16 protein-coding genes are annotated in these 20,217 nt (G+C 38.8%); 8 read left to right on the top strand and 8 right to left on the bottom strand.

The genetic code is table 11. The features are described 5' to 3' along the window. The first annotated feature begins 30 nt into the window (after positions 1–30). The 3 genes from PQ479_RS08795 to PQ479_RS08785 all read left to right on the top strand — a co-directional run bounded on the left by PQ479_RS08795 (position 31) and on the right by PQ479_RS08785 (position 5,520). On the top strand, positions 31–3,711 hold the full coding sequence (locus PQ479_RS08795) for a multicopper oxidase domain-containing protein (protein WP_047989850.1): 3,681 nt from the start codon (positions 31–33) through the stop codon (positions 3,709–3,711). Continuing rightward, entirely contained in the window at positions 3,698–4,498 is an 801-nt protein-coding gene (locus tag PQ479_RS08790; protein WP_047989849.1) for a hypothetical protein, read from the top strand. The genes PQ479_RS08795 and PQ479_RS08790 overlap by 14 nt, the downstream gene beginning before the upstream one ends. Positions 4,499–5,184: 686 nt before the next feature. Next, positions 5,185–5,520 (top strand): hypothetical protein, encoded by a 336-nt coding sequence (locus PQ479_RS08785; RefSeq protein WP_047989848.1) that lies wholly within the window; start codon positions 5,185–5,187, stop codon positions 5,518–5,520. A 147-nt stretch (positions 5,521–5,667) separates the two neighbouring features. Here the strand turns inward: PQ479_RS08785 and PQ479_RS08780 are convergent, their stop codons facing one another. From PQ479_RS08780 to PQ479_RS08770, 3 genes are all read right to left on the bottom strand, one after another. After that, the gene (locus tag PQ479_RS08780; RefSeq protein ID WP_047989847.1) at positions 5,668–5,961 is read right to left on the bottom strand and encodes a 4a-hydroxytetrahydrobiopterin dehydratase; all 294 of its coding nucleotides are present in this window, start codon (positions 5,959–5,961) and stop codon (positions 5,668–5,670) included. Beyond that, positions 5,961–7,691: an aromatic amino acid hydroxylase gene (locus PQ479_RS08775; RefSeq protein WP_047989846.1), complete on the bottom strand. Its 1,731-nt coding sequence runs from the start codon at positions 7,689–7,691 to the stop codon at positions 5,961–5,963. The genes PQ479_RS08780 and PQ479_RS08775 overlap by 1 nt, the downstream gene beginning before the upstream one ends. 166 nt (positions 7,692–7,857) lie before the next feature. Further along, entirely contained in the window at positions 7,858–8,427 is a 570-nt protein-coding gene (locus PQ479_RS08770; RefSeq protein WP_047989845.1) for a DJ-1/PfpI family protein, read from the bottom strand. 293 nt (positions 8,428–8,720) lie between these two features. Between PQ479_RS08770 and PQ479_RS08765 the strand changes: the two genes are divergently transcribed. Next, entirely contained in the window at positions 8,721–9,455 is a 735-nt protein-coding gene (locus tag PQ479_RS08765) for a glucose 1-dehydrogenase (protein ID WP_047989844.1), read from the top strand. Between the two features lie 608 nt (positions 9,456–10,063). Here PQ479_RS08765 and PQ479_RS08760 read toward each other — a convergent pair. The 3 genes from PQ479_RS08760 to PQ479_RS08750 all read right to left on the bottom strand — a co-directional run bounded on the left by PQ479_RS08760 (position 10,064) and on the right by PQ479_RS08750 (position 12,700). After that, the gene (locus PQ479_RS08760; RefSeq protein ID WP_273716937.1) at positions 10,064–10,192 is read right to left on the bottom strand and encodes a hypothetical protein; all 129 of its coding nucleotides are present in this window, start codon (positions 10,190–10,192) and stop codon (positions 10,064–10,066) included. A 304-nt stretch (positions 10,193–10,496) separates the two neighbouring features. After that, positions 10,497–11,471 (bottom strand): L-threonine 3-dehydrogenase, encoded by a 975-nt coding sequence (locus tag PQ479_RS08755; RefSeq protein WP_047989843.1) that lies wholly within the window; start codon positions 11,469–11,471, stop codon positions 10,497–10,499. 38 nt (positions 11,472–11,509) lie between these two features. Next, positions 11,510–12,700 carry a glycine C-acetyltransferase gene (locus tag PQ479_RS08750; RefSeq protein ID WP_047989842.1) on the bottom strand — a complete coding sequence of 397 codons (1,191 nt, stop codon included), beginning with the start codon at positions 12,698–12,700 and terminating at the stop codon, positions 11,510–11,512. A 372-nt stretch (positions 12,701–13,072) separates the two neighbouring features. On the opposite strand from PQ479_RS08750, the gene PQ479_RS08745 reads away from it, so the two are divergent. Together PQ479_RS08745 and PQ479_RS08740 are read left to right on the top strand one after the other, a co-directional pair. Then, on the top strand, positions 13,073–13,375 hold the full coding sequence (locus tag PQ479_RS08745) for a hypothetical protein (protein WP_047989841.1): 303 nt from the start codon (positions 13,073–13,075) through the stop codon (positions 13,373–13,375). A gap of 564 nt (positions 13,376–13,939) precedes the next feature. Continuing rightward, complete coding sequence (locus tag PQ479_RS08740; RefSeq protein ID WP_047989840.1) at positions 13,940–14,971, top strand: DNA cytosine methyltransferase; 1,032 nt, start codon at positions 13,940–13,942, stop codon at positions 14,969–14,971. Positions 14,972–15,016: 45 nt separating this feature from the next. On the opposite strand, the gene PQ479_RS08735 is transcribed toward PQ479_RS08740, so the two are convergent. Further along, positions 15,017–16,108, bottom strand: coding sequence for a CdaR family transcriptional regulator (locus tag PQ479_RS08735; RefSeq protein ID WP_047989839.1), 1,092 nt, complete (start codon positions 16,106–16,108; stop codon positions 15,017–15,019). 171 nt (positions 16,109–16,279) lie between these two features. Between PQ479_RS08735 and PQ479_RS08730 the strand changes: the two genes are divergently transcribed. Continuing rightward, the gene (locus tag PQ479_RS08730) at positions 16,280–17,419 is read left to right on the top strand and encodes a glycerate kinase (protein ID WP_047989838.1); all 1,140 of its coding nucleotides are present in this window, start codon (positions 16,280–16,282) and stop codon (positions 17,417–17,419) included. 21 nt (positions 17,420–17,440) lie between these two features. Next, a complete protein-coding gene (locus PQ479_RS08725) occupies positions 17,441–18,793 on the top strand; it encodes a GntP family permease (protein ID WP_047989837.1) in 1,353 nt (450 codons plus the stop codon). 170 nt (positions 18,794–18,963) lie between these two features. On the opposite strand, the gene PQ479_RS08720 is transcribed toward PQ479_RS08725, so the two are convergent. Then, the gene (locus PQ479_RS08720) at positions 18,964–19,833 is read right to left on the bottom strand and encodes a BclA C-terminal domain-containing protein (RefSeq protein WP_047989836.1); all 870 of its coding nucleotides are present in this window, start codon (positions 19,831–19,833) and stop codon (positions 18,964–18,966) included. Positions 19,834–20,217: the final 384 nt, after the last annotated feature.

The following is a 20,217-nucleotide window of genomic DNA, read 5'->3' as shown; positions in this document are numbered from 1 at the left end:
AATTTGTTGTAGGAGAGGAGGTAACTTAAATTGCTGAGGTTTTTCCATATTGTAGCAATCCCGATTAGGATTGTTGTTAATAATTTTGGCGATCATGATCCGAATGGGATGATGTATGTCTTAAAGGAAAATGAAGAAAAAGTAAAAGAACAAGTTAGGTGTCACCCCTTTATGCCTACAGAGCTTGTACAGCCATTAACCATTCGAGCCAATGCAGGGGATGAGATCGAAGTTCTATTTGAAAACAAGCTAGATTTTTCAACATCTATCCACATACAACGAGCTGATTATGATGTACAAACGTCCGACGGCTCATTTGTTGGTTGTAATGAAAATTCAACCGCTCCACCATGTCCACCAGGAGGGACTCAACTTTATAAATGGAGAGTAGCAGGTGAAGGAATTCATTCCTTTTCAGATTTAGGAAATACGCTATCAAGTGAGCTGGGTAGTAATGTCCACGGGTTATTTGGAGCTTTACTCGTTCAACCGAAAGGCTCTTGGTGGACAGATCCAATTACAGGTAAGGAAATAAATAGTGGAGTGTATGCCGATATTCATAACCCATTACTTCCTTCATTTCGAGAATATGCGTGGTTTTTCCATGATGAAATGGAAATCGATGATCTTCTAGGTCAAACTCCAATTGACCCACATTTCAATCAACCAGGTAGCACTCATACAATTAATTATCGAGGAGAGCCAGAAAGAAATCGGATGAAACTCATTCATGAGGGCGTCGTTTGTCCAGACTGTGCAGGGGAGGAGGTCCATCATGATTCATGGACATTTGGTGATCCAGCTACACCGATTTTACGCGCATATGTAGGTGATCCAGTGAAGATAAGAATAATCCATGGTGGTGTTAAAGAAACCCACGTCTTTCATTACCACGTTCATCAATGGTTATTTGAATCAAGGGACCAGGATTCTGAAATTATCGACGCACAAGCTATTTCTCCACAAAACGCATATACGGTGTCTCCTTTATATGGTGCAGGAAGTCTACAAGGGGCTTTTGGTGATATTATCATTCACTGTCACCTCTATCCCCATTTTATGGATGGCATGTGGGGAATGCAGCGTATTTTTAATACATTACAGGATGGTAGTCAATGCTATCCCAACGGTGTTCCGATAAAACAGCTGCAACCTTTACCAGATCGACCATTACTGCCTGAACCATCCCCAGAATGTCCAGGATTCCCAAATTTTATTCCTGGAATAGTTGGTTGTAAAGCACCTAGGCCTCCACTGGGTATAGAAGAAGGAAGAGGGTCACGGGAACCAACAGAATTGGAAGTCAATCAGTTTGCCTCGAATGCGGCACCAGGAGCTGTATTTGTGAATCCGTGTATTGAGGGCGTCAATCCGGTGAGAGAGTATCATATTATTGCTATTCAAATGCCTCTTATTTATAACAGAAATGGATGGCATGATCCAGAAGCTCGGCTATATGTATTAGCTGAGGATGAAGAGGATGTTCTAGCAGGAAGGAAAGAGCCAGAGCCCCTAGTTATTCGTGCGAATGCGGGTGATTGCGTTAAAATTACTTTCACCAACAAACTTCCTGAAACATTAGGCTGTAATGCTTTTCAACTTATAAATCGAACATATGAAGCGTCAACACACATTCATTTCGTTAAATTTGATCCATTATCTTCTGATGGGGCAAATGTTGGTTGGAACTATGATTCGGGTGTCTTATCAGGTCAAACAATTCGTTATCAATGGTATGCAGATGTTGAATTAAAAGGAACATTTTTCCACGATCATTTATTCGCAAACGCTCATCAACAGCATGGGTTGTTTGGGGGTATCAATATTGAGGCAAAGGGTTCTAAATTTCTTGACAATCAAACAGGTGAGGAAATTAGAGCAGGAACCCAAGCTTTGATTACAAACCCAATTATTCCTGATTTCCGAGAAATGTCACTATTTGTGCATGATTTTACTCTTTTGTTTGATAAAGAAGGTTGCCCGTTGAATCCACCTCCATTCCCATCTTCGCATGAAGACCCAGGAGTCATGGCGGTCAATTATAAAAATGAACCTCTTCAATTCCGACTTAAGGAGCCAGAATGTGACCCAGCTTTTGTGTTCAGCTCCTATGTAAATGGCGATCCTGTTACTCCAATATTAGAGACTTATAATGGTGATCCTGTTCGACTTCGTTTATTCCAAGGGGCTCAAGAAGAATCTCATAGTTTTAACCTTCATCGTCAACGCTGGAATCGTGAACGGGGTGATTTAGACTCAGAAATCACACAACAACAGCATTTAGGAATTTCAGAGGCATTTACAGCAGAGTTTGCCATCGAGGGTAAAGGAGATTTTGACATGCTTTATCATTATGGCGGCATCGATGATATTTGGTTAGGGGGTTGGGGGTTAATACGAACTTTTGAAAAAGAAGTCACACAATTATTACCTTTACCAGATCGAGCGTGCCCTCCTCCGAGGTCAACAACGTTGCCATGTGTTACTGGAAACCTTCCCCCGAAAGTACTAACACCTGGTCATCCGTGCCCATCTCAGGCTCCAACAAGGTGTTATGAAGTTGTAGCACTCCAGACAAATATTCACTATAACAAAGAGGGAGACCATGATCCGTTTGGAATTATATTTGTGTTAGCTAAAGATGAAGAAGCGATTCTAAATGGGAAACAAAATCCTGAACCTCTTATTTTGAGGGCAAATGTTGGTGATTGTGTCGAAATTATTCTTCACAATAGGCTTGTAGATAAGTTTCACCATGGTGACATCCATGGATATCCAAATGTACCAGTTGAAGCACCTTTTCCTCCTTCATTAAGAATTTCCTTACATGCTCAGTTACTTGCTTATGATGTAAGAGGATCTGACGGAGCAACCGTAGGGTTCAACCCTGATCAAACCATCTGCCCTGGTGAGAGCATTACGTATCGTTGGTACGTTGATAAAGAAGTTGGTGCTTGTAATTTATGGGATATGGCGGATCTTCGAAACCATCGACACCATGGAGCGTTTGGGATGTTTATAACGGAACCTAAAGGATCAGTTTATCTTGATCCTGTTACTCGAGAAGTAACCGATACAGGTAATCAAGTGATTATTTCAAACCCCCTCTTAGGAGAGTACCGAGAGTTTGCGATTTTGATGCACGATGGAGTACGTCTTGTAGATAAAAATGGAAATGTGATCATTGACCCTGAGCCAATCGGAGTGGATCCTGAAGAAGTAGAAGATTTTGAAGACCAAGGTTCACGTGGCTTTAATTATCGTGCAGAACGCTTTTCGCATCGTCTAAGACAAAATCCTGACATAGCCAAAGTATTTAGTTCAAAAGTTCATGGTGACCCTGCAACACCGATATTTTTATCTTATCCTGGAGACCCAACGACGATTCGGTTTGTTTTTCCTGCAGATAAACCGAGAGCTCATACTTTTGTTCTCCATGGTCATCGTTGGAACCGTAGCACTGATGATGTTAATTCGGATATAACCAGTGTGCGAGGTCAGAGTACAGTCGGAACACAGGAGACATTCCAACTCCGTTATGGTGCAGGAAGTTTTGCCAATCTACCTGGCGATTATATGTATCGTTCTGGTAATATTCGCTGGGATATTGAACTTGGTGTTTGGGGGATTTTTAGAGTTTTGGACGAAATTAATCCTTACTTGGCACCGTTAAAGCAAATAAAAGGAGAGGATTGTGATGAAAATTCATAGTAATCAGCATCGGGTGGGTTCTGTTGACCATAACACAGAAAAGTCTTTTCATTGTCCGGAATGTATGTCTCGACATGAATTTGATGAAGATTATTTTTGTACGCCATTTGCCTGCCCGACAAGGATCGCAACACCACGATTTTCCTCTCCGACGACAAGTCTTACAGATGAAGAATTTGAAGAATTGATTAGATGTATGGGTGAAATTAATCAATTGTTGTTAACATTGGCAAATGAACCAGATGAAGAACTTCAAATCCAATTACGGCATCATTTACGGCAGCTAATCGACTCATTCGTTAACGTTTCAATAAAGTGTGGTGATGAAGAAACAAAAATAAAAGGTTTGTTAAAAGATGTAGGAAGTAATTTTATTCTAATAAATGATTTTGACCATAAGATTTTTATTCCTTTCTCAAAAATCTGTTTCATTCAACATGAATCTGCACATGGTGAACATGGAGCGGGACATGAAGGTCATCATCAAGAATTAATCAATATAGATACGTGTATGAGAAGGCAACTTGTCCTTAATTTTGGTGAATTTGTTTCACAAAGTCCTTTTCTTTTAAACTTATTTTATGGATTAAGTTTAGAAGTGTATTTATTATCATTTATTGGTTGTTCGATTCGAATCGTCGTAGAGATTGAAGAACCAAATAATGAAGAAAATGATAATATTGTTGGGAAATTAGTAGATACGGATGAAGGACAGTTATTTATCGAACAGAAAGATCAAGTTGATTCAGTAAATGTAGAGGAGATTTGTTTTATTAAAATCAAATAAAAAAGGTGAGACTTTTCTCACCTTTTTTCATTATGCAGAGCATTCAATAATGACTCTGCATCCGATCTGTTTAAATAGGTTAAAAGTTAAACGATCGGTTAACCCCGCTAACCGAAGGGATACTCTGTTGTGGCATGCAGGAATAACTGTATGAGAAGAAAGATCTCTATTACAGCAGTTACATGTATTGGAGTGCTGTAAATGCCCGCAATTACAGGAATGCCCGCAATTACAGGAATGTCCGCAATTACAGGAATGTCCGCAATTACAGGAATGCCCTCCATGACATGAGTCCCTACACTCACAAGGATTACATTTACGATCAGGCCATTTAATTTTATAAATGTGATTCCTTAGTACTGTTACAACAGTATCATTTTTTAATAAAATATCTACAAAATCAATTCCAACATTACATAATGTTCCTTCTATCTGATTCGATTTTCTTCCTTCATTCGTTTTCTGCAAATTTACTGATTTCACGGACATTGACTCTCCTTTCGGTACTATACATATAAGATATGTACCAATTAATTAAAAGGGTTGGGTAAAACAAACAATTCATTCGAAAAATGGATTGTTTTGTTTCAAAACTTTTCCAATACGTCTATACATACAGTGTCTTTACTAAATAGTATAAATTATCACAGTGAAAGGAGGGTTTTTAATGTATAGAGTTTGCATTGATGAACATGATCGTGACGGTAAACACAAAGAATGCGACTGCCGAAAAAAGCAGGAAAAATGCGACTGCCGAAAAAAGCAGGAAAAATGCGGCTGCAACAAAAAGCATGAAGAATGCGGCTGCAACAAAAAGCATGAAGAATGTAGCTGCAACAAAAGGTACGAAATATGTAGTTATCATAAAAAGCATAAAGAATGCGGTTGTTGCCATAAGCCCAACAGATGCTCATGTGCTTGTGCTTGTGGATGCGGATGCGGATGCGGATGTCATCAAACTGGACACGCTAGTTGTAGTCCAGGAAATGGTCATCTCGGACATTTTAATAGACGTCATTTAAATACTTGTAGTTGCCGCTGTTGCAGTCATTGCTAGTAAATTAATTATCTATGTATGACTAACATCTTTAAAATAGCAATAAAAAAGCCCACCTATGTTAAGGGTGGGCATCGTTATAATAGAGTGGCAGTGAGTTTAATAAAACAAATCAACGGTAATTAGTATCGTAAATTTGATCCATTTGTCGAGCCATTGTAAAATCGAGCTCTGTCAGCCCTTTTTCATTCCATGAATTTAAACGAATGATCACCATTTTATATTGGATGTTTATAAAAGGGTGGTGATTTATATTTTCTGCATAAGTTGCAACTCTATTAACAAATGAAATCGCTTGCAAAAAGTCCTGGAAACGATAACTTCGCTCTATCCATTTAACGTCTTTTAGTTTCCACTTAGGAAGCATAGTAAGTTGCTCGCTAATCGCATTTTCCGACAGTCTCATTATATAAGCACATCCTTTTTACCATAAACAACTTCCAGTCCATTCTTAATCAAGCGTACATAACGATCATCTGCACATAATGTTTTTAAATGATCAAGGAGTATTCGTTTGTAATCGGTTTGAATAGAATGCACCTCAATGATTTCTAGTATTTCTAATAGTAGCAACCATTCTTCAGGGTAATCTTTTAACGTATTTTCAGTTATTTGTATCCATTTGTCTTGGTCAACAATATGATTCTCTCGTAGGGAGCGAACTTCACTATATAAGCTTTCTAAAGGAGTGTCCTCGTCCTTTTCTTTATCATCAGGTGTAAGTAATGGTGGTTCGCCATAATAAGAGACATAATCTGCGGCACCTGGTCTTGCTGAGATAACCTTACTCGCTATAATTAAATCATATTGTCCCCAACTCGGATCGAATAAAACTTGATCTTCGTGCCAAACCTTGCATTCTGTAAGACTTAGAAGTGCGAGCTTGTCTTGATTAAATTTCATGTCCGTAATTGTACCTGTAACTTGAATGCCGCTCTCATATTGAAAATCGACATGAGCTCCCAATATAATTCCAAGTGATTTAAGTACCTCGGGCGATAGCTCCTCTAGGGCGGTGTGAGTGGCTAGACGTCCAATAGGAACACCAAAACCATCGGTATGTGTCTTGATGCCATGGCCGGTTATTTCTATATTTTTTATAGATAGTGTGGAGGGACTTGAAGATTTCAGATATATGGCTTCTTCTTGTTCGTTCTTGATAACCTCAGTAAATAATCCTGTTAACTGAATGCCACTGTTAAATTCGATATGTGCAACTTGACCTGAAGCTGTGGCTTTATCAAGTGCTTGAGTACCACCAGTTCGAAAAGCCATCGTATCGCCAAATTTATTGACTTCTTCAATGAGCTGTTCAAAGCTTTCACAAACAAATAATTGTGTTTGCATCGAGGTCACATCATAACTTGTTGACTTTGCATCTTCAATCGTAAATCGCCTTTTTTGAACAGCATTTGAGAGGCAATGCTTACTTTCTCCAACGGATGATAAGAGCCCAGCGCCAAAGATTTTGGGATTGTCGAGGTCGCCAATTAATCCAAATTCAACCGTCCACCAGAAGATTCGAGAAATTTGTTCAGCTTCTGATAAACCTTTAACAGCTTGCTGTTTTTCAATTAAAAGTTGCTTTGCTGCGTCTATTTCTTCTTTTGTGGAGAATGGTTTTTCCATAACGATCGATAAATTTCGTGTTGCTTCAAATACCTCGTGCTCTTCGCTCGTGGCAAAAGCATTAGCACCAATACTACCAATTAGCTTTACAAACTCTGAGTAGGTCTCATCAAATAAAATGGGTGCATGTCCCGCTGCTTCGTGGACAATATCTGGAGCTGGTGTATATTCAATATTTGTTTTTTGCCTAATTTCTGTGGCAACAGGAAGTATACCATGTGCTTGAAAATCAAAAAAGGCAGTGCCAGGAATTAACCCATCAACAATTACAGCTCCCCAGTCAATTTTGGTTAATTTTTCATTCATTTCACTTACTTTAGGAATAGACTCAATGCCAATTCCTGAAGATTTTAATCCGCTAGTGAATGCTTCATGAGCTATATCCTCAAGAAAGTGATGGTTTTGCCTCATGACATAGCGCCAAACCGCATGATCAATTGGACTATAACAATGGTAATATTGATGTGCCACAAAGGGCATTAAATGTTTAGGGATGATTTTTTCCATAATGAATCTCCTTATCTGTTTTAGATTATATTTGGGATGAATCAGCTAATTGTCAGATTATCTACCAGTGATTTTATTGCATAATGTTATCCGTATGGATGTGATTTCTAAAAGTGTATTTTAGTTAACTTTAATGAGTGTATTTCAATAGTTGAGTTGGTTTTAGTTAAAGAGAGGCTGTTTTTTTAACCTTTAAAAGTTTAAAAAACTCTTTCATAAATCCCGGTAGATCGGGCCAGGCATGACCAGATACAATATTATTATCAACATGAAGAGGTTCATGAATATACGTAGCACCGGCCGCCTCTACTTCAGGTTGGCAGGCGGAATAGGCAGTCATTTCCCGTCCTTGTATAAATTCTCTAACTGTGGTTAGAACTAACTGTCCATGACAAATAACCCCAAGTGGTTTATTCTCTTTGAGAAAATGGGCAGCAATTTCTTGGACTTTTGGATTCATACGAATATATTCAGGTGCTCGTCCTCCAGGAATAATGAGGCTGTCATAGTCTGCTGGATTAATATCATCAACAGATGTATGGGATTCAATGAGATAAGCTTGTTTTTCGGTAAATGTTTCAAGTTCTAAAAAGTCATGAACAACTGTCTGAAGTTTTTTCTTAGTAGGGGAGGCGATTGTGCAAGGGATATTCTCCTCTAGACAACGATAATAGGGGTAAAATACTTCTAAAGCTTCTACTGCATCTCCAGTAACAATTAACACGTTTTTACTCATTTTAGATCACCAATTCCTTTCCAATGGATTAAATGATGCCTGTTTTGTGTTTTATGAAGTTAAACTGGATGTGTTCGCTTATTTACTATTTCAATATATTTGCTGGAAATCCTTTTTTACACATATTATTTTTTGTGAAAAGATACATATGTTTTTTGTTGAAGAGAATTAACTAATTATTCGCTTTGTTGTAACGAATATGTCACCCACTTACTAATGCTAACGGTTACAATAAATAGTAAGGATGTTTTTGCATATAATAGTGATGTTATATTTTGAATGGAGGTAGAATGATGGGAAGGTTAGAAAATAAAATAGCGATTATTACAGGTGGTGCACGAGGGATGGGAGAAGCCCATGTCCGTTTGTTTGTGAAAGAAGGAGCTAAAGTGGTTTTCACGGATTTAAATGAAGCGGGTGGACAAGCTTTAGCCCATGAATTAGGTGAACATGTTCATTTTGTCAAACAGGATGTAACAAAATCAGCAGACTGGGGTGTTGTTATAGAAGAAACGGAGAAAATATTTGGACCACCTCATATTTTAATCAATAATGCTGGAATTAGTATGAGCAAACCTTTATTAGAAATGACCGAAGAGGATTACCGTAAAATCGTTGATATTAATCAAGTTTCTGTATTCTTAGGGATAAAAGCTGTTGCAGCAAGCATGCAAAAAGCTGGTAGTGGGTCAATCGTAAATATTTCGTCCATTAATGGTTTGGTTGGTGGAGCGGTAGGATATACAGATACAAAATTTGCCGTTCGGGGTATAACAAAAGCTGCTGCACTTCAATTGTCAGGCTTAGGTATTCGTGTTAACTCTGTACACCCTGGTGTTATTGAAACGCCGATGGTTAGTCAAGGTGATGCCGTCGAGCAAATTAAAGAATTTGCAAAACATATCCCAATTCAAAGAGTCGCAAAGCCAGAAGAAGTTTCGCATTTAGTACTGTTCCTTGCATCTGATGAATCAAGTTACTCAACTGGTTCTGAATTTGTTGTAGATGGCGGATTGACAGCTATGTAAGTAAATAGAAGTAAAAGGCCAAGCACGAAAGAAGAATGGACAACTTTTATGCTTGGTTTTTTTGTGTCTAATTGAGCGTGTCCTATTAGGGAGAAGGGAATTGGATGGCGGGAAAGCGTGGAAGTAGCAACATAAGCCGCGGAAAAAGGCTCTCGTGTTGTAGGGAATGCGTGGAAGTAACAACATAAGCCGTGGAAAAAGGCCCTAGTGTTGTAGGAAAAGGCGAGAAGTAACAACCCATCGAGTGAAAAAGGCCAAGTTGTTGTAAGGAAAAACCGTATAGTAGCAACATTAGTGGAGAAAAGCTGTAATCGTGGCGTTACGAACGGAAAAAGAGGAAGGAAGACCGAGCAAAGTAATGGGAACTACATAAACTGTTGGAATTTCATTCAAATTGATTTTTGATTTCTCAATTGTAGTTTTTTCAAAAGGGTATTGCTTAATTTTTATGTGGTGGTATTACATTACTGCATGATTTTAGGTAGCGACAAGTAGAACTCCACATTCCAGTGTTAGTCAACTACCATACAAAACCCACATGGCGAAGCCCGAGTCACTTCGCCACCAACAAAAATCAAAGTAGTGGCGACAATTTAAACAGTTGGCCCTCATACAACTCCATCACCATGAGGAGTCGCACGTACAAAAAGGGAGCAGTGACCTGTTAAGTCATAATCGCCAGATGGATGACCAGTTAACTTCAAGGCACAAACCATCGCCCCCAAGTAAACTTTCATACAAAAACGCTCATGTCGAAGCCTGTTTCACCTCGCCACCAACAAACATGGAAGTGGCGTTCGCCTTTAACTGGTGGCACTTTGTTCACATGCCTTTGCTTCTCGTTTGTTAGCTGCATTCATATATTTTGTATGAGAAGTGTACGAACTAAGAAGCCTGCACCAACCCGAGCGGAGGGAATGGGGAGGCTGACACCTGCAGGAGAAGAGGGCAGGCTGAGATCCACTTGCACTTTAGTCCACTTTCATACAAAAAGAACAGTACCATACAACTGATACTGTTCTAAAATTATCGAATGGTGCCTTAAATGGCTCCTTTTTCTACCTTTTCTCCGAGCCATTTTTTGTTTAAGTGCCAAAGCATATCTTCCGTCATCTTCGCTAAGTCATATTGAACTTTGAAGCCCCACTCATCTACAGCACAAGTTGAATCAATCGCATCTGGCCAGCTCTGTGCAATTTGCTGGCGAACAGGATCGACTTGATAATCCATCGTAAAAGTTGGGATATGTTTTTTGATCGCAGCTTCAACATCCTCGGGAGCAATACTCATCGCACTCACGTTGAATGAATTACGGTGAACGAGTTTAGTAGGATCTGCTTCCATTAAACCGATAATGGCATTTAAAGCATCGGGCATATACATCATATCCATATAGGTACCTTGATCAATATAAGACGTATAGTGTCCTTGTTTGATGGCTTTATAATAAATCTCAACCGCATAATCAGTCGTTCCACCACCTGGAGGTGCAACATATGAGATTAAACCGGGGAAGCGAAGCCCTCTTGTATCAACACCAAATTTATTAAAATAGTAATTACATAAAAGTTCACCAGATACTTTATTTACACCATACATTGTAGTCGGTTGTTGAATTGTGTCCTGTGGAGTCTGAGCTTTTGGTGTCGAAGGACCGAAAGCACCAATCGAACTAGGTGTGAAAAATTGTAAATCTAACTCTCTAGATACTTCCAAAGCATTGACAAGTCCGCCCATATTTAAATTCCAAGCAAGAAGTGGCTTTTGCTCAGCAGTCGCAGATAGTAGTGCCGCTAAATGAATAACCGTATCAACCTTATGTTTTTTGGCAATGTTAAAAAAGTCACGGTCATTGGTTACGTCAAGATGTTCAAAAGGACCACTGTAAACAACATTACTCTCATTTTTATTAATATCGGTAGCAATGACATTTTCAGCACCGTAACGTTCCCTAAGCGTCATCGTTAACTCTGAACCAATTTGTCCTAACGCTCCAGTAATTAGTATTTTTTTCATTGTATACCTCCGTCTATGAAACATACCATCAAGGTATATTAAATGATATTAAGTTCTTGACCAACTTTTTTGTATATCGTAATCGTTTGATCAAGCATTTCCTCTGTATGGGCAGCCGTTGGCATATTGCGAACGCGTCCTGTTCCTTGAGGCACTGTAGGGAATACGATCGATTTCGCATAAACGCCTTCTTCATTCAGACGCTTACTGAACTCCTGTGTTTTGACCTCGTCACCGATAATAACGGGAGTAATAGGTGTTTCACTTTCTCCAATATCAAATCCAAGCTCCTTTAAGCCTTTCTTTAAGTAGTCTCCGTTTGACCAAAGCTTTTCTTGTAGCTCTGTGCTATTTGAAAGAACTTCAATTGCCTTTGTACATGCTGCAACATCAGCAGGGGTCAAAGCGGTTGAAAAGAGGAATGGACGACTACGAACTTTGAGCCAGTCAATAAGATCTTTTTTACCCGCAACATAACCACCAACAACACCAATCGCTTTTGATAATGTTCCTATTTGGAAGTCAACTTTGTCAGATAAGCCAAAGTGTTTGACCGTACCGGCACCTTGACCAAGAACACCTGAACCATGTGCATCATCAACATAAGTGATTAAGTCAAATTCCTCAGCAATTTTCACGATTTCTGGTAATTTTGCAATATCACCATCCATTGAAAAGACACCATCTGTAATAACCATGACTTTATTGTAAAGCCCAGATTCAGTGGCTTCTTTTGCCTTTTGACGCAAATCTTCCATATCTGAATGGTTAAAGCGAATAATTTTTGCTCTTGATAAACGGCAACCATCAATAATAGAAGCGTGGTTTAATTCATCTGAAAGAATGGCGTCATTTTTATCCATTACCGCAGAAATAGCAGCCATATTACAGTTAAAACCAGATTGATAAGCGATAGCAGCCTCAGTATGTTTGAATGTGGCAAGTTTTTCTTCTAATTGGTCATGTAACTGAAGTGTTCCATTAATAGTACGAACAGCACCAGCACCTACGCCAAATTCTTCAATTGCTTGGTTGGCAGCTTCTTTTAAGCGCTCATCTGTAGCAAGGCCTAAGTAGTTGTTAGAAGATAAGTTAATCAACTCTCTACCATTTATTTGAATAACGGGACCATTAGCACTTTCTAAAGAATCAATCGTGTTATACAGACCTTTTTCTTTTAATTCTTGTAGATTTTTTGATAAAAAATTGTCTAAAGTATGACTCGACATATGATCAGCTCCCTATTTTAGTTTAAATTTCCTCAAAAGAAACAAATGTCTTTATCGTGTGTACGATTTTGTTAAAAGTATATGAATATTTCCCTTATATGCTTTTAATTTAACATAAATTATAGTAAATGTATATGTAGAAAGGACATTCCTTCGTGTGTAGTTTCTCTCAATTTGCGACTTATTATTATAGATGTGTAACAAAAAATGAAGGGCACTAAATAAATGCTCAGGACTTTATAGGTTCATAAAGTTGTCTTAATTACAGGAGGAAAACTGTGATATAATATATAAATATAAAGTTACCTGTATTATAACTGTTGATCCTTTCTACATTTTACCTTTAAATTTGAATAAAATGAGGTGGAGACTATGGATAATCATCAATTTATAATGAATTGGGGAAAAATCTCTATTGGTGAATGGATGCGCACAGGTTCGTTTACATTAAGTGAATTTTTACAAAAGGCTTATGATTTAAAGTTATATGACCAGAAAACGCCTGATATAGGTAGAAGGTGGACCGACATCGAGGATCGTTTTTTAGAAAAGTATTCAAATGACTTAACGGTTCGCGAGGCAAGCAATTTATTACATCGTTCTTATTACGCCACCTATCAGAGAGTACGTATTTTAGGTTTAAATGAAATGATTAAGCAGAAAACATTTTCTTAAGCAGAACAATCTACATATAAAAACTAGGTCCAACCATTAATAACGGACTTAGTTTTTTTGTGTTTCGAGAATGCCACAAAAAGGTGAAGGTGATGTTTTGCACTTTTACTGGTGGCTTTCCATTCATAAACGATTCTGAGGATGATCATGTTTGGAAGGAACCAATCCACTTTTTTGGATATTGCCCGCATCAGCCATTACAAAAAGATTCAGCACACGACACAACCAGCCACCACTAACCAAAAAAGAAAGAGTAGTAACCCATCAAGATGATTAGCTAACTTCAAGGCACAAACTATCGCCCCTAAGTCCACTTTCATACGGTTTCGAGGGTTCTCACACTTTGCCGTAGCTGCCCGCACGAGCTTGCTCAAAAAGATTCAGCACACCGCACAACTAGCCACCACCAATAAAAAAGAGAGAGTAGTAATCCAGTAGAATTAGAATCTATTACCCAAGCAACTTTTATACGAAGGAAAAAGGTAGAGGCTAAAGAAGTCCATATATAGGAGTTGAATACTATGGTAAACTATGAAAATAAGTAGAATAGAGAGAGGCTTAGCAATGAACGATTTGAAAAATAAACAGCATTCATTAAAAGGGTTATCCTTCATTGACTTATTTGCAGGCATAGGGGGGTTCCATACGGCTTTAGCTTCCTTTGGAGCGGAATGTGTCTTTGCTTCAGAATGGGATAAGCATGCTCAAAAAACGTATCAAATGAACTATCAATTAGAGCCTGTCGGGGACATAACAAAGATTGATGCCAATGATATTCCTATGCATGATATATTATGTGCGGGATTCCCTTGTCAGCCTTTTAGTATTTCTGGAAAAAGGCATGGGTTTGATGATACAAGAGGGACTTTGTTTTTTGATGTGGCTCGTATTGTACGGACTCACCAGCCCAAACTGTTGTTCATGGAAAATGTTCGTAACTTTGCTACACATGACAATGGCAATACGTTAATAACCGTGAAAGAAACATTGGATGAACTAGGTTATACATTGTTTCATCAAGTTTTAAATGCTAGTCACTTTGGTTTACCGCAAAATCGTGAACGTATTTATATGATTGCTTTTCGTCAGGACCTGAATGTACAAGCATTTACATTTCCAAGCCCTACCTATCAAAGAGTCATTTTACATGATCTCATTTTATCTGATGAAGAAACGGCCCCTTATCGGATTCATCGTGATGATCAATTGCTCCATCTTGAAAAGGTACCAGTAGGACCACACTGGCAGGTAGAACATCTACGACCTTTACGTGTTGGTACCTTTAATAAAGGTGGACAAGGAGAGCGCATATATAGTGAATTTGGTCATGCTATTACGCTTTCTGCACAAGGCGGAGGGCCTGGAAGTAAAACAGGTTGCTATTTAATCAATGATTATGTCCGAAAGTTAGCACCGAGAGAATGTGCCAGAATTCAAGGTTTTCCTGATTCATTTCAGATACCAGTTAGTGATGGACAAGCTTGGAAACAGTTCGGTAATAGTGTGCCTGTTTATGTACTTCAAGCCATTTTGGAGGCGATCATAAATCAAGGATTATTGCCCCAATTAGATGAACCAATATTGATAAAAAAGTAATAGTATGAAGGCACCTTATGGATAATGGTTATCCAGAGGTGCTTTTTAGTGGTTGGCTATTCTTTTCATCCAGATGGCTACTTGTAAAATGGTTGCATCTTGGAATGTTTGCGGGTTATAGCCGGTAATGGTTTCAATTTTTCTAAGGCGATAAATCAGAGAATTACGGTGAATATACATACTTGCCGATGTCTTACTAATGCTTAAATTATTTTTAAAATAAACGTATAAGGTTTCAATAAGCTTATCATTAAGTCCAGCTAGTATATGCTCATAATAAGTTTGACGCTTATTTTCTTTGATCTGACTAAGTAATGATTGTGTCATAACCTGAGAAAAGGAGATAATAGAAAGGTTCTTATCGCCTAACTTAAGTGCGGCCAATGCTTCGTGATAAGATGAGCGAATATTATGTTCATCGTGATAATATCGTCCGATACCAATTCGAATCGAGATGTCCTTGCGGGTAAATCGTTCTATGGCTTGGTTAATTTTACTGTTGGTAGCAGGCTGTTCTAGTCCAGTAGTAAGTATATAAATTTGACTCATAGAAATAAAGCCGATGAATGTTTGACTACTCGGAAAAATGGGTTCTAATAAGTCCATAAGTTGATTTCTCCTTAAGGTGGACGAATAAAGATCGAGTATTACAACTTGATAAGGTGGTTTCACAGTCATTTTTAAGAGCTCTAATTTATCTGTATGGCTACTAAAATGGGTAGGACTCTTAATAATGGAATGAAATATTTCATCTTTTAGACGTTGTTTCCACTCCATTTGCTCCATTAAGTAAGCTTGATTCAGCATAATTTCTGTATTCATTTTTACAAGTTCACCAAATTCGATTACTTCTTCAGGCTTACCGGTGATACCAATCACTCCGACAATTTTTCCTTTAAATTCAATCGGTAAATTAACACCAGGTAAAGCACGTCCCCATCTTTTGTGATTTTGTTCGGAAATGAACACAGTCTGCCCAGATCGTAAGACTTCAACTGCTCCATGGTGGATTTGGTTTAGCCGTTCGGGATTGGCTGAGGCAATGATCGTGCCAGACTCATCCATTATATTAATATTTCTATTTAAGCGTAAAATTGTTTGAGTCACGATATCTTGAGCCAGTTCTTGAGTTAACATGACATGATGCCTCCTTACTTGAATTGTTTTTCATAGTAATTCCTCTTTTGTGAATAATATATAAAAAATGAGCAATAATTTGTTTGTTTTTTGGTCGCTGTACACGATGTATTCTCAAGTTGTCTGAATTTATAATATAGATTATAAGAAATAATGGTAGGTGTATACAACATGAAAATAGTTATTGCTCCAGATTCCTTCAAAGGATCACTTTCTGCAAAAGAAGTGGCGGTCCAAATCGAAAAAGGAATAAAGAAAGCGGATACAAAAATTGAAAGCGTTTTAGTTCCTGTTGCGGATGGTGGTGAAGGAACGATGGAAAGCTTGGTTGCAGCAACAGATGGAAAAATTATTGAGCAAATGGTAAAAGGTCCGTTAATGCAACCAGTTAAAGCAGCTTATGGAGTTCTTGGTGACAATCAAACTTGTGTCGTTGAAATGGCGAGTGCTTCGGGTTTAACGTTAATCCACCCTAGTGAACGTAACCCTTTACTGACATCAACTTACGGCACAGGAGAATTAATAAAAGCTGCTTTAGAACAAGGGTATCGCAACTTTATTCTGGCAATTGGTGGTAGTGCTACTAATGATGGTGGCGTAGGGATGTTGCAGGCATTAGGGATGAAGTTATTTGATAAAGAGCATCAATTAATCGGATTTGGTGGGAAAGAGCTTAGCCGGATTACGAGTATTGATCGGGCTCAGTTTGATCCGAGAATTATGGAGTCTTCGTTTATTATTGCTTCTGATGTACAAAACCCTTTCGTAGGTCCAAATGGTGCTTCTTATGTATTTGGCCCACAAAAAGGAGCTACACTAGAAATGGTTAAAGAGCTTGACCATTCTTTATTGAGGTGGGCAGATATCATTGAAAAGGAAACAGGCATACGTGTACATGAAAAGTCAGGAGCAGGAGCTGCTGGTGGAATTGGAGGCGCTTTTCAAGCGTTTTTCCCCTCACAAATGCGGCGCGGGATTGATATTGTCATTGAGTATACAAGCTTAGAAGAAAAATTAGCAGGTGCCGATTTAGTTTTTACTGGTGAAGGACAAATTGATTATCAAACGGCTTCAGGGAAAACAGCAATGGGTGTTTCGGAATTAGCCAAAAAACATAACATCCCGGTGATTGTCGTTGCTGGTTCAGTCGGTGAGGGCATTGAAGAGCTTTATCAATATGGCATAACAAGTGTATACAGTATTGTAAATGCACCGATGAATCTAAAACAAGCGATCAGTCATTGCCGTGAATATGTAACGTTTACAGTTGAGCAGATTATTCGTACTTATTTGGCTATAAATAAAAACTAAAGTGAAAAGGGAGGATTTGAGATGTTATTTGTAATCATTGCGTTAGGGGTCTTATTAATTGTTGTTGCAACGAGTAAGTTTAAAGTTCATCCGTTCTTATCTTTATTACTCGGAACTTTATTTGTTGCATTTGCAACGGGGATGCCATTTGACTTAATTATTGAAAGCATAAATGGTGGTTTCGGTAGCTTAATGACTAGCATCGGACTTGTCATTGTTTTTGGTACTATTATTGGGGTTATTCTTGAAAAGGCAGGTGCTGCTTATAGGATGGCAGAAGTGGTCCTTAGAATTATCGGCCCCAACCATCCCCAGTTAGCGATGAGTATTATCGGATTTATTGTATCAATTCCCGTTTTTTGTGATTCAGGTTTCATTATTTTAAATAGTTTAAGAAAAGCATTAGCAAAAAGAGCGAAGGTCACAATGGCTTCGATGTCGGTTGCTCTAGCAACAGGGTTATTTGCAACACACACCCTTGTTCCACCAACGCCAGGTCCGATAGCTGCGGCTGGAAATATTGGAGCAGATGCCTACTTGGGCACTGTCATATTAATTGGTCTAGTGGTAGCGGTGCCAGCAACATTAGTTGGTTACCTATGGTCGCTCAAGGTTGCAACGAAAATAGAAGTGCCAGAAGATATTCTAGCGAGTGGTGAAGAGTTCGATTATGATAAAGTCGTCGCTTCTTTTGGAAAAATGCCATCTACATTTCAAGCATTTTTACCTATCGCGTTACCGATTGTTTTAATTGGATTAGGTTCTTTTATCTCATTAGCAGGATGGGAAGGTTTCGTGGCTGAACTATTAATATTTTTAGGGAAACCAGTCATGGCATTATTATTAGGTGTAATTGCAGCCCTACCATTATTGCCGAAGTTTGATGAAGAAACCTTAACGGGTTGGATGGGGAAAGGTTTAACCGATGCGGCCCCAATCCTTCTCATTACAGGTGCTGGTGGTGCTTTTGGAACCGTTATCAGAAATTCTGGTGTAGAAGCCATCATTCAAGGCTGGGATATCACAGGTATTTTTACAGGAGCCTTATTCTTAGTAATACCATTCATTATTGCTGCGGCACTTAAAACAGCACAAGGCTCTTCCACAACATCACTTGTTATTACATCATCGTTAATTGCACCAATGTTACCTGTTTTGGGTATTGAAGGTGCTATTCCCCTTGCCTTAGTTGTTATGGCTATCGGTGCAGGTGCGATGACAGTGAGTCATGTTAACGATAGTTATTTCTGGGTTGTTACTCAATTTACTGGGATGAAAGTCAACGACGCATATAAAGCACAAACGATGGCAACTTTACTGCAAGGGGTAGTGACTATTTTAGTCACATTAACGCTCTGGGTAATATTAGTTTAATGTACTCCTAATTCGAATGACGTATAATCAGTATTTCAAGTATAGTAAGTAACTCAGAACGTTTGCGGTACCAATGAATTGTGCATAGTTCAAGATAACAGGAAAAATCCTGTGCCATGTATAAAAATGTATAATGGCACAGGATTTCTTTCCATTACTTTAGACCTCTTCTAAGCAATTTGTTTTACTGTTAAATTTCTTTGGTCAATTTCGGTAGTAGCTAAAGTTACATCGGTAATTTGTAATTGAATTATATCATTTGCTGTTAAGTCAATTAAAAATGAAGTACTCCCATCATCTTGTTGTGCGGTTCCTAGTATAATAGCAGATTGTGGTATTGGAATTCCATTTACAGTAATCACAAAACTCATGCCACCCGTATTGGAATTTAAATTGGCATTGATTTCATAAACTCCTGTTGCGTTTACAGTTAACGAACCATTTCCCGAGTCAGGTGTAACACCTGAGGTTGGTCCAGCACTATCAAATGTTACAAAAGTGCCTATGTCTGCAGGGGTGATTAGAATAGGTGATGTCCCAAACAAAGCTCCATAATTGATTAAGCCACCACCACCTGGTCCAGTCGGTCCGGTAACGCCAGTAACTCCCGTAGGACCTGTTATACCTGTGATACCAGTAGCCCCAGTAGCCCCTGTTACTCCCGTAGGTCCAGTAACTCCCGTAGGTCCAGTAACCCCAGTAACCCCTGCGCCAGTCGGTCCTGTAATTCCAGTCGGTCCTGTAATTCCAGTCGGTCCAGTCAGCCCCGTAATCCCTGTAGCCCCCGTAGGTCCAGTAGCCCCCGCGCCAGTCGGTCCTGTAATCCCAGTCGGCCCAGTAGTCCCTGTTACCCCCGTAGAACCAGTCGGTCCAGTAACCCCTGCCCCCGTAGGCCCGGTAACCCCCGTAGCACCAGCAATCCCCGTCGGTCCAGGCGGCCCAGCGACTCCAGGTAACCCTTGAGGTCCAGAAAGTCCAGGAGAACAAATGCAGCGATTTGGTCCTCGATTACAGTTCGTACATTTTTGTTTAAATTTCATACCTGACACTCCTTAATGAATATAATAATAGGTATAAGCTTAAAATGATCGGTCCTATTACCTTATTCAATTTGTGACAAAAGTGTATATATGAATACCTATGTGAAAGAAGGTTTTATTTTAGTAAGAAAAAACAAAAGGGCCATTTACTTGAGAAATTATCGTTACTCAACTGAACTAAATTAATCACATTGCCAAAACAACTACAATCAAGAAAAGAGAAGCTATTAAAAAGAATAGTGATTAATACAAGTATTTTGGATAAAAGGGGGTGTACAACACATTCTTTTTTATGCAATCCATATCAGATACTGTTATTAGTTGGAGAATGTTCCTCACAGAATTCATCTCCTCATATATCAAACTCAGATGGTACAGTCGAAC

The sequence above is a fragment of the Alkalihalobacillus pseudalcaliphilus genome (genome assembly GCF_028610675.1).
GTDB classification, from domain to species: Bacteria; Bacillota; Bacilli; order Bacillales; family Bacillaceae_D; genus Alkalihalobacillus; species Alkalihalobacillus pseudalcaliphilus.
The sequence above is the reverse complement of the archived record's forward strand: the minus strand, read 5'-3'. Positions and strand labels throughout refer to the sequence as shown.